Raw genomic sequence first — 11,432 nt, 5'->3', positions numbered from 1 at the left:
GATTTGCTCCCGTTTTCATTATTTTTCCGCTGATATCACCGCACAACAAGCACGGGACATTTTGCGTGGCGTACGACGGCAGAAGCCGTTGAACCCAGTAGATAAGTGCTAAAACCCGGCTTATGTGAACCGATGATGATAAGTTCCGCGTCTACCGCTTCCGCGAGCTTCAGGATCTGATCTTTAGGCGGGCCGTAAACCACATGGAGCTCCGTCCTGCCGGCAGGGATGTTGAATTGCTTCACGATCTCTTCCAGCTTTTCGGTGGCCTTAACCTGAATGCCACTTCTGTCCGGGAATTCATTGGAGTAGGCCAGTCCCAGTGATGCATAGAATGGGACGGTAGGGATAACGGCTAAAAAATGGACCTTTGCCGTTTTTGCATGCGCCTCGACCTGAGGAATCACCTGGCGAGTTAGATCGGCTTCAGAGATATCAATCGGCACCAGAATAGAACGATACATATTCACCACCTCTTGTTTGTTTTACCGCCATTCTGAGTGTAGCGAATTGGCATCTTGTGTAATAAGTGACCAGATCAAGGATGTGTGATTCTCTTCCCGTCTATCGCAGACGAAAGAGATTCATCTTTACCTTTTTCCATTGTATATTAATTTATATAGCGACAAGATGTTTCAGATAATATTTATCCTTACGCTTTGCTTTCCACTTTTTGCGCTGATATTGTATTTAACCATGGTTTTTTAAACTTATATTCAGGTTTTATATTCTGTTTTTATAATGAATTGTATATATACATTCTTATCATATTAAATATGCGATCGCCTTCAAATTTGCCTACATGCTGATTCTCATTTCCTGTTGTCCTTGATGAATATCAATAAGTAACTAAGCCAGTGTAATTATTGTCTACCTATTAAAGGGTAGGTGGCTTGTGGGAATCAAAAATGAGAAAAATAAATAAAACCATCCTATGGACAATGCTGCTATGCATTGTTTTGGGTGCAGTTATTGTTTTGGCGGGGCAATGGACATTACATAAAACGTCGAGTACTGAATTTTGTCTGTCATGCCATACGATGCAAGCGCCTTACGAAGAATATACCGGTTCAGTTCATTTTCAGAATCAGAAAGGTATTCGGGCAGAATGTGCGGACTGTCATATTCCGCAAGGTGGCCTGGATTATTTGGTCGCTAAGTTGCGAGCCTCAAAAGATGTTTATCATCAGTTTGTGACCAAAAAGATCGATACCCCGGAAAAATTTGAAGAACATCGCCTGGCGATGGCGCAAACCGTGTGGGCGCAATTGAAAGCCAGCGATTCGGCCACCTGTCGCAGCTGTCACAGTATGGATGCGATGGATCTTGCCGCACAAAGTGCGGATGCGCAGAAAATGCACAAAATGGGCATTGCGGAAAAGCAAACTTGTATTGATTGCCATAAAGGTGTCGCCCACTTCCCGCCTGAAATAAAAATGGATGACAGCGCTCTCAAAGGGCTTGAAGCACAGTCCGCATCGACTCCCGCAACGGCGAAAGAGCTTTATGCCGTCAGTAATACCGCTCTTGGTGATTTGGGAACAGTTTATCCGGCAACCAAAATGCAGGTACTGAAATCGACGGAAAATTCGCGACTGGTGGAGATCCGCGGCAGCCAGATGCAGGGAAGTGAACAGGTCATTTATTACGCTGCTGGACAGCGTTTGATTCTGGCCAGCCTGAGTGAAAAAGGTCAGCAGTCTCTGAAGATTCTCTCCGACTGGAAAACAGATGACTACGGCAATACGTGGAGGGACGTGGCTCTGCAAGGAGAATGGAGTGGCTCCGCGCTTGCCAGCCGTGAACCGATGTGGGATTACGCACGCAAGCTCGACAATGTGTATTGCGCGGGCTGTCATGCGCCGATCCCCGCTAATCACTTTACGCTCAACGCCTGGCCTTCAGTGGCAAAAGGGATGGGCGCTCGCACCAATATCAGTGAAAACGAACTGGATATCCTGAGCCGTTACTTCCAGTACAACGCGAAAGACATGAATAAATAAGCGATAACACCAGGAGAAATCATGAAACTCACAAGACGTGACTTTATCAAGACGGCTGGCGCGGCAACCGGGACTATGGCGATTTCTTCGGTGATCCCGATGCCAGCCTGGGCAGAAGGCCAAAATGGCGGGGCAATCCTGACGGCCGCACGTTGGGGGGCGGTGTATGTGGAAGTGAAAGACGGCAAAGTGGTTTCCTCAAAAGGCGCATTGCCGAAAACCGTACCGAACTCATTACAACAAACTGCACCGGACCAGGTGCACACCAATATCCGCGTAAAATATCCGATGGTGCGCAAAAGTTATCTGGAAAACCCGGGTAAAGCGGACGGCAAACGCGGCAGCGATCCTTTTGTGCGGGTGAGTTGGGAGCAAGCGCTGAAACTCATTCATGAACAGCATAGCCGGATTCGCAGCAGCTCTGGTCCAGCGTCGGTGTTTGCTGGCTCTTATGGTTGGCGCTCCAGCGGGGTTTTGCATAAAGCACAGACATTGCTGCAACGTTATATGAGCATGGCGGGTGGATATGCCGGACATACCGGGGATTACTCCACCGGGGCCGCGCAGGTCATCATGCCCTACGTTGTGGGATCGGTTGAAGTCTATGAACAACAAACCACCTGGCCTATGGTACTTGAACACAGCCAGGTCGTGGTGTTGTGGGGCATGAACCCGCTCAATACGTTAAAAATTGCCTGGAGCAGTACGGACGAACAAGGGATCGAATACTTTAATCTGCTGAAAAAATCAGGGAAAAGCGTCATTGCCATCGATCCTATGCGTTCTGAAACTATCGAATTCTTTGGTGATAACGCCACCTGGATAGCGCCTAACATGGGCACCGATGTGGCGATGATGCTCGGGATTGCTCATACGCTGGTGAAGAAAAATCTCCACGACAAAGCTTTCCTGGAAAAATACACCACCGGATATCCGCAGTTTGAAGAGTATTTGCTGGGTAAGAGCGATAACGTCGAGAAAACCGCCGAGTGGGCTTCCGGTGTGTGCGGCGTGCCTGCAGAACAGCTGGAAAAACTGGCAGATATTTTCTCCAGTAACAAAACCATGCTGATGGCAGGGTGGGGGATCCAGCGTCAGCAATACGGTGAGCAAAAACACTGGATGCTAGTAACGCTGGCAGCAATGCTTGGGCAAATTGGTACCGAAGGCGGTGGTTTTGGTTTCTCTTACCACTACTCTAACGGCGGAAACCCAACGCGCACCGGCGGGGTATTACCGGCGATATCGGCCAAAATTGAGGGCGGCTCGTCAGCAGGAAATGACTGGGCGGTTTCTGATGCGGTGACTAATTTGCCGGTGGCGCGAATCGTCGAAGCGCTGGAGAATCCGGGCGGAAAATATCAGCATAATGGTAAAGAGCAGACCTTCCCGGAAATCAAAATGATCTGGTGGGCTGGTGGCGCTAACTTTACCCACCATCAGGATACTAATCGCTTAATTAAAGCCTGGCAGAAGCCCGAACTGGTTGTTATCTCCGAGTGTTACTGGACCGCAGCGGCCAAACACGCCGATATTGTCCTGCCAATTACCACGTCGTTTGAACGTAACGATCTGACCATGACCGGCGATTACAGCAACCAGCACTTGGTGCCGATGAAGCAGGTGATTGAGCCGCAATTTGAAGCACGTAGTGATTTTGACGTGTTTGCCGATCTGGCAGAGATGCTCAAGCCGGGTGGCAAAGCGGTCTACACCGAAGGGAAAGACGAAATGGCGTGGCTGAAGCAATTCTACGATGTTGCGCAGAAAGCCGCCCGCGCCCAGCGTGTCGCCATGCCTCAATTCAACGCGTTCTGGCAGCAGAATAAACTGATCGAAATGCGTGAGAATGAGAAGAACAACAAATATGTGCGCTACGCGGATTTTCGCAGCGATCCGGTGATGAACGCACTCGGAACACCGAGCGGTAAGATAGAAATCTACTCAAAAACGATTGAGGGCTATAAATACAAAGATTGTCCGCCGCATGCATCATGGATTGAACCAGATGAATGGAAAGGCTCTGCGGATAAGGATCAATTGCAGTTATTGACGGCACACCCGGCACATCGTTTGCACAGCCAGTTGAACTACGCTGCGCTGCGTAAAGAATACGCCATTGCCAATCGCGAACCTGTGACGATTCACCCGGATGATGCGAAGGCCAGAGGTATTGCCGAGGGGGATTTGGTTCGCGTCTGGAATGGCCGTGGACAGGTGTTGGTTGGGGCGCACGTCAGTGATGGGATCAAACCGGGGATCATCTGTATTCACGAAGGGGCCTGGCCAGATATTGAAAACGGTATATGTAAAAACGGCGGGGCCAATGTATTGACTGCGGATATTCCAACCTCAAGACTGGCGAATGGTTGCGCAGGCAATACCAGTCTGGTGTACGCGGAGAAATATACCGGCGAAGCGCCAAAACTCACCGTATTTGATGAGCCTGAAATCGTCACCATGTAATAATGACTGATAAACGGGAACCGAGAGGTTCCCGTTTTTTACTGCAGGAGTGAGCAACGTTTTTACCGCCTTCACTCTGCTAGTACGATCACATCTCCCGTTGCTGGAGCATTTGTTCCTGGTAGCCACAATCGCCCCCAAGTGCCGGTGCAGTGACAGCCGAGAACCGTGTCTGGTTTTTGTTGCTTAATAAATTGCCGTGTCTGCCATAGCTTAAAGGGAGACGCCGCACGTAAATGAAATCCGCCGATCAGGGCGTGGATCTTTGTAATGCCGGTAATATTTTGACAATGGCGGACGATATTTTCTATTCCCCGATGCCCGCAGCCGGTAATGATGACTAACCCGCGCTCTGATTTATAAATCAATACGCCTTCATCGCTGATGTAATCTGGTTGGGGTGTCGCTTCGCTAATCACGCCATAGGCCTGCGGAGTGGGGACGCTAATTTCCCCGGACCACAAAAAACGTTCACTAATAGCCAACGGTTCGCAGGTGTATTCCATGATGAGTCGAGAATAGTCGTTATCGCGGGAGAGTTTTTTTATTTTTCGCGGCGTTCCCGCAAGAGTTATTGAGGCGTAACGCTCGCAGGCGATTTGAGGATGGCAAATGACACGACTGTTATCCTCGAGCCACGGCACGCCGCCACAGTGATCGTAATGGCCGTGTGAAAGTACCACGGCGTCAAGCTGCGATAAATCAACACCCATTTGTGCGGCGTTAAGTATGAAGCTGTCATCCGGCCCGGTATCAAACAGGATAGAGGTTGTTTCATCCTGGACTAACAGACTTAGTCCAGGCTTTGCCCGTAATGATTTATCAGCGCCAGCAGCACGTCTGTTTTCAAGCAATACCGTGAGGGTTAAAGCCACACCTGACTCCAGTATTAAAACGGCATACTGTAGCGCAGGGTTTTTGTGAGCGCTGTGATCGCAGCGCTCTTTGGCGTTATCCGCGCACAATTTAGCGCGTGAGATTGAATCCCTGTATTGATGAACATTTTATACAACGCAGAACAACTTTACCCTTGTGCGGGGATCTGTGCACGGTGCTGTTCGGCCTGTTGCTTATGTGCAAACGCATGGCCGTTATTCATAGACTCATGTACGACCATCGCTTTTTCATGCTCATTCATTTGTGCAAATGACGGCGCAACAGTCTTCGTGGGCTGACTATTTTGCGCTTGCGCTTGCGCTTGCGCTTGTGCTTGATGTGCCTGTGCCATTTTCTGATGAGCAGAAGCATCGCTATTATTCATCATTTTATGGACCATCGCTGCCTGTTGGTGCGTATCAATGCTATCTGTAGCATTAACACCCGCTGAGATAAAAAATGCGATAGCTAAAAAAGAGGATATCTTATTCATCATATTTCTCCTGTGTGAGTTTACAGAGGAAATTATAATAAGCAGGCGCGCTCAGAGAGGTGACAGAATTATGACGGTTGTGTCAGAGAATAAATAAAAAAAACAGGTCGTCAATGGATGGCGTATTTGCGCCATCCGGTAGGATTAAATTGCATGTTTTGGCAGCGTCAGAATAAAGCAGGTAGCACGGGCGTCGGAGGTGACCGCCACTTTTCCCTGATGGGCAGCGACAATCGATTTCACAATCGCCAGGCCAATACCGCTACCTTCTCCTTTACGCTGCCGTGACGGGTCCACGCGATAGAAACGGTCGAACAGTCGCGGCAGATGTTCCGCAGCGATGGGAGGGCCTGGGTTTTCGACGATAATCTGTACCTGCCCATCAGCTTCTTTAACCCGTACTGTCACCGACTGGCCTTTGGGCGTGTAACGCATCGCGTTAGACAGCAGATTGCTCAGGGCTCTGCGCAGCATTAACGGATCGCCAGACACCCAGCATGCGCGGCCCTCAAAGCGTAAACTGACTTCGCGCTCTTCTGCCCAGGCCTCGAAAAAGTCAAACACCTTACCGACTTCATCCGCCAGGTTGAGCGCCGTCTTTTCCGGGATCAGTTGATTGTTATCTGCCTGTGCCAGGAACAGCATATCGCTCACCATCTTCGACATCCGGCCAAACTCTTCAAGATTGGAATAGAGCACATCTTCCAGTTCTTTCTGGCTACGGGGTTGGCTGAGCGCAATTTCCGTTTGTGTGACCAGGTTGGTGATTGGCGTGCGGATCTCATGGGCAATATCCGCAGAGAAATTCGACTGGCGTTTAAACACATCCTCAATGCGTTCGATCATGTGATTAAACGAACTCACCAGTTGTTCCAGTTCAATAGGAACGGCTTGTGGATCCAGGCGCACATCAAGATCTTTCGAGGTGATATTTTGGATGCGGCGACTGACATTACGGATCGGTTCATGGCCTTTATAAACGGCGAACAGCACGATAAAAACAATCATCATGCTAATTAGCGATGCCGTCATAATCAGCTTGTTTTTCAGATCGTTAATATAATGCAGATGGAAATCTATCGATAACGCCATATACAGCGTCCACGCCGGTTTGCCGTCCGCTAACTGGCCTACCGGCAAACTAATCATTCGCCAGTTGGAAGGGGTGTTTTGCCCGTGAGTGTGATTCTGCGTGTGTAGCGTGGGGCCGGAGATTAAAAAAACATTATTGTTACGGGCATTTTTATCCGGTGTCGCACTGGCGATAAACTGGCGCAGGTCCGGCGCGCCAGGTGAATGAAAAATGGCCTTTTGGTTGGTATCTTCTAAAGAAATAATAACGTTTGAGTAGCCGGAAACTACATTTTTTAAGGTTTCCAGTCGGCGGGATTCAGGTTCGTTGGGTTGATTAAGGATTCGTTCCAGCGTGGTGCTGATCTCTCTTAAATCGTTGATATCCTGCTCGGCAAAATGGACCTTCACGGAGTGGATCATTATCCAGGCGAAGGCGAAAAATGAGGCGATGGTTGCCAGGCTGATAAAAAAGGTCAGGCGCGTTGCTAGTGAAAAGGGACGTTGCGGGCGTTTAATAGCCATCCGGTACCTCAAGCATATATCCCACACCGCGTACGGTCTGAATCAACTTCGGTTCAAAATCATTATCAATTTTGGCGCGTAAGCGCTTCACGGCGACGTCAATTGCATTGGTGTCACTGTCAAAATTCATGTCCCAGACTTGCGAGGCAATCAGCGAGCGGGGCAACACTTCCCCCTGATGGCGCAGGAAAAACTCGAGCAACGTAAATTCTTTGCTGGTGAGAGTAATACGGGCGCCGCTGCGGGTGACTTTTCGGCTGACCAGATCGACCATTAAATCCGCGACCTGAAACTGACTCTCGACAATCACCGCCGCCCCACGGCGCAGCAGCGTTCTGACTCGCGCCAGCAACTCGGCAAAGGCAAACGGTTTAACCAGATAATCATCCGCCCCCAACTCCAGTCCTTTGACCCGATGTTCAATCGTACCCAGCGCGGTGAGGAGAAGAATCGGCATGCCTTTGCTGGCGCTGCGCAGCATACGCACGATGTCCCAGCCGTTCACGTCAGGCAGCATGATGTCGAGAATGATCAGGTCATAATCGCCGGTCATGGCCAGGTGATACCCGTTCAGGCCGTTATCTGCCAAATCGACGACAAAACCGGCTTCCGTCAGGCCCTTAGTCAGGTATTCGCCGGTTTTTTTCTCATCTTCGACGACCAAAATCTTCATCATTTTCTCCTTCACCAGCTGGCTATGCGGGTTTCAATTCTAGAGAAGCGGGATCGGATAGCAATGAGTTATTGGGAAAATGACAGCTTTGTCATTTTCCTGTCACCGCTTAAACAGAGTCGATTCGGTAAGGTGCATGGTAATAAATTCACATTCCAGTCCGGTTTGGACGAAAAGAACTATGTGCAAATTTAAGCTTCTTACCCTCAGCGTTATTTTTATTCTGGCCGGTTGTTCGCTGGCACCGGAGTATCAGCGTCCGGCAATGCCGGTGCCGCAGCAATTCTCCTTAAGCCAGAATGCGCTGGTTCCAACACCTCAGGGATATCAGGACACGGGCTGGCGCACCTTTTTCGTTGACGATCAGGTGAAAGCGCTGATTGGCGAGGCGCTGCTGAATAACCGTGATTTACGCATGGCAACCCTGAAGGTTCAGGAAGCAAGAGCACAATATGGGGTGACGGATGCAGACCGCTATCCACAGCTTAATGCGGGCTCCAGCGGCACTTATAGCGGCAAATTTAAAGGCGATACCAGCACGAAGAAAGAATTTGAGGCTGGACTGAATCTCAGTTTTGATTTGGATTTCTTCGGTCGACTGAAAAATATGAGTGAAGCCGAACGACAGAATTTCTTTGCCAGTGAAGAAGCGCGTCGGGCAGTGCATATCTTATTAATTTCCAACGTGTCGCAAAGTTATTTCAACCAGCGACTGGCTTACGCACAGCTGAAAATCGCCGAAGAAACGCTGCAAAACTATCAGCGCTCTTACGCCTTTGTCGAAAAACAGTTACTGACGGGAAGCACCAACGTACTGGCGCTGGAACAGGCGCGTGGTGTGATTGAAAGTACGCGTGCCGATATCGCAAAACGTAAAGGTGAACTGGCGCAGGCGAATAATGCGCTGCAGCTGTTGCTTGGCACCTACGGGAAATTACCGGACGACCAGGCGCGCAGTCGCGGTGATATAAACGCTGTGACGCTGCCGCCGTCGCTTCCATCGCAAATACTGCTCCAGCGACCGGATATTCTGGAAGCCGAGCATGCGCTAATGGCGGCAAATGCCAATATCGGCGCTGCGCGGGCAGCCTTTTTCCCGTCTATTACGCTCACCAGTTCGGTATCTGGCAGCAGCAGCGATCTCTCCACTTTATTTAATGCGGCCAGCGGCATGTGGAATTTTGTGCCCAAAATCGATATTCCGATTTTTAACGCCGGACGTAACCAGTCAAATCTCGATTTGGCCGAAATTCGCCAGCAGCAGTCGGTGGTGAATTATGAACAAAAAATCCAGAACGCATTTAAAGAGGTGGCGGATGCACTGGTATTGCGCCAAAGCTTGGCCTCCCAAATTACCGCTCAGCAGCGGTATCTGGACTCCTTGCAAATCACGCTGCAACGCGCCAGAGCGCTCTATCAAAATGGTGCGGTGAGCTATATCGAAGTCCTGGACGCAGAGCGTTCTTTATTCACTACCCGGCAATCGTTGCTCGATCTGAATTACGCCCAACAGGTTAATGAAATTAAGTTGTTTGCTGCCTTAGGCGGCGGTTGGGTTGAATAATATTTAAGCCTAAATTCTCAGGAGAATAATCTATGAATACTACCGTCAAAGCTGCGTTGTTGAGTCTTTTCTCTGTGGTTATGTTTAATGCTCAGGCCAATGAGCATCAGCATGGTGAGATGATGAGTATGGAGTCAACGGCTCAGCAGGAGCAAACAATTAGCGCAACCGGTGTGATTGAATCTATTGATACAGAAAACAAAAAAATCACCATTAAACATGAACCTATTCCAGCGGTGAACTGGCCTGCTATGACCATGCGTTTTACGCTGGTTCCGGAAACTAAGGCTGATGATATTAAGTCCGGCGATAAGGTTGCCTTCACTTTTGTTCAACAGGGAAATCTCTCTGTATTACGTGATATTCACGTCAGTCAATAACGTCGTTCGCAGGTCTCTTTTATTCTCACCCGCCTTCCCTGAACGCGGGTGAGACACTCGTGCAATGGAAATCACTATGGCGTCTTTAAACATTAAAAATACCGCGCTTATTCTTGCCAGCATGATTGTCGGTGGAGTTATTTCTGTCGGTATCTATCCTTATTTGTCATCAGCAAACGTCTCGACCGACAGCGGCTCCGCTACGCAAAAAGAAGCGCGTAAAGTGCTGTTCTGGTATGACCCAATGTACCCGAATACGCGTTTTGATAAGCCGGGTAAATCGCCGTTTATGGATATGGATCTGATCCCGAAATATGCCGATGAAGAGACCGCGAGCGACTCAGCAGCAGGTGTGCGAATCGATCCAACACAGACCCAAAATCTGGGGCTAAAAACCGAGGCCGTGCGCCGAGGACCACTGCAGTATGCTCAAACTTTCCCGGCCAACGTCAGCTATAACGAATATCAGTTTGTTATTGTGCAGGCCCGCTCTGCGGGGTTTATCGAAAAAGTGTATCCATTGACCGTCGGCGATAAAATTAAAAAAGGCGCGCCGCTGATCGATCTGACCATCCCCGACTGGGTTGAAGCGCAGAGCGAATATCTGCTGCTGCGTGAAACCGGCGGTACCGCCACCCAGGTAGACGGTATTCTGGAAAGATTGCGTCTGGCCGGGATGCCCGAGCAAGACATCCAGCGCTTAAAATCGACCCGTAAAATTCAGACCCGCTTTACCCTGCGTGCCCCTATCGATGGGGTGATCACTGCCTTTGATTTGCGTACCGGCATGAACATTTCGAAAGATAACGTGGTGGCAAAAATTCAGGGGATGGATCCGGTGTGGGTTAGCGCATCGGTCCCGGAATCTATCGCCTGGTTGATTAAAGACGCGTCGCAGTTTGTGATTACCGTGCCCGCCTGGCCGGATAAAACGTTCACCATCAGCAAGTGGAGTATTTTGCCAAGCGTGGATGCCACGACGCGCACCCTCCAACTGCGTTTGCAGGTTGAAAACCCTGACGAGGCGCTCAAGCCGGGGATGAATGCTTACCTCAAGTTAAAAACACAAAGTGAGCCGATGCTGCTGATCCCGTCCAAAGCGCTGATTGATACTGGCAGCGAGCAGCGGGTGATTACCGTGGATAACGACGGACGCTTTGTGCCGAAGCAGGTTGCCGTATTCCATGAATCTCAGGGGCTAACGGCTATCCGCTCCGGCCTGACGGAAGGCGAGAAAGTCGTCTCCAGCGGTCTGTTCCTGATTGATTCCGAGGCGAATATTTCCGGTGCGTTGGACCGGATGCGCGCCCAGAAGAGTGGAACGCCAGACGCCGCAGTTATGCCTGCAATGCCGGCCCCGGCGACCCATTCACACTGAGGA

10 protein-coding genes are annotated in these 11,432 nt (G+C 49.9%); 5 read left to right on the top strand and 5 right to left on the bottom strand.

Annotated elements, in window-relative coordinates:
* Window positions 1-35: 35 nt before the first annotated feature.
* Entirely contained in the window at window positions 36-464 is a 429-nt protein-coding gene (gene uspF / locus E4Z61_RS10845) for a universal stress protein UspF (protein ID WP_135322770.1), read from the bottom strand.
* A gap of 444 nt (window positions 465-908) precedes the next feature.
* Between uspF and E4Z61_RS10840 the strand changes: the two genes are divergently transcribed.
* Complete coding sequence (locus E4Z61_RS10840) at window positions 909-2,003, top strand: NapC/NirT family cytochrome c (protein WP_135322769.1); 1,095 nt, start codon at window positions 909-911, stop codon at window positions 2,001-2,003.
* A 21-nt stretch (window positions 2,004-2,024) separates the two neighbouring features.
* Complete coding sequence (locus E4Z61_RS10835) at window positions 2,025-4,469, top strand: trimethylamine-N-oxide reductase 2 (RefSeq protein WP_135322768.1); 2,445 nt, start codon at window positions 2,025-2,027, stop codon at window positions 4,467-4,469.
* A gap of 71 nt (window positions 4,470-4,540) precedes the next feature.
* Here the strand turns inward: E4Z61_RS10835 and E4Z61_RS10830 are convergent, their stop codons facing one another.
* The 4 genes from E4Z61_RS10830 to cusR form a co-directional block, all read right to left on the bottom strand.
* Entirely contained in the window at window positions 4,541-5,344 is an 804-nt protein-coding gene (locus E4Z61_RS10830) for an MBL fold metallo-hydrolase (RefSeq protein ID WP_135322767.1), read from the bottom strand.
* A gap of 149 nt (window positions 5,345-5,493) precedes the next feature.
* Entirely contained in the window at window positions 5,494-5,838 is a 345-nt protein-coding gene (locus tag E4Z61_RS10825) for a copper-binding protein (RefSeq protein ID WP_135324921.1), read from the bottom strand.
* A 144-nt stretch (window positions 5,839-5,982) separates the two neighbouring features.
* Window positions 5,983-7,434, bottom strand: a complete 1,452-nt coding sequence (locus E4Z61_RS10820) for a Cu(+)/Ag(+) sensor histidine kinase (protein WP_135322766.1) — start codon at window positions 7,432-7,434, stop codon at window positions 5,983-5,985.
* Entirely contained in the window at window positions 7,424-8,107 is a 684-nt protein-coding gene (gene cusR, locus E4Z61_RS10815; RefSeq protein ID WP_135324920.1) for a copper response regulator transcription factor CusR, read from the bottom strand. The genes E4Z61_RS10820 and cusR overlap by 11 nt, the downstream gene beginning before the upstream one ends.
* A gap of 181 nt (window positions 8,108-8,288) precedes the next feature.
* Here cusR and E4Z61_RS10810 point away from each other — a divergent pair, with 181 nt between their 5' ends.
* The 3 genes from E4Z61_RS10810 to E4Z61_RS10800 all read left to right on the top strand — a co-directional run bounded on the left by E4Z61_RS10810 (window position 8,289) and on the right by E4Z61_RS10800 (window position 11,429).
* A complete protein-coding gene (locus E4Z61_RS10810; RefSeq protein WP_135322765.1) occupies window positions 8,289-9,671 on the top strand; it encodes an efflux transporter outer membrane subunit in 1,383 nt (460 codons plus the stop codon).
* Between the two features lie 32 nt (window positions 9,672-9,703).
* Window positions 9,704-10,051, top strand: a complete 348-nt coding sequence (gene cusF, locus E4Z61_RS10805) for a cation efflux system protein CusF (protein WP_135322764.1) — start codon at window positions 9,704-9,706, stop codon at window positions 10,049-10,051.
* A 76-nt stretch (window positions 10,052-10,127) separates the two neighbouring features.
* On the top strand, window positions 10,128-11,429 hold the full coding sequence (locus tag E4Z61_RS10800) for an efflux RND transporter periplasmic adaptor subunit (protein WP_135322763.1): 1,302 nt from the start codon (window positions 10,128-10,130) through the stop codon (window positions 11,427-11,429).
* The last annotated feature ends 3 nt before the right edge of the window (window positions 11,430-11,432 follow it).

The sequence above is a fragment of the Citrobacter tructae genome (assembly GCF_004684345.1).
Lineage (GTDB): Bacteria > Pseudomonadota > Gammaproteobacteria > Enterobacterales > Enterobacteriaceae > Citrobacter > Citrobacter tructae.
Note: the sequence above shows the minus strand (reverse complement) of the source record. Positions and strands in the feature narration are given on the sequence as shown.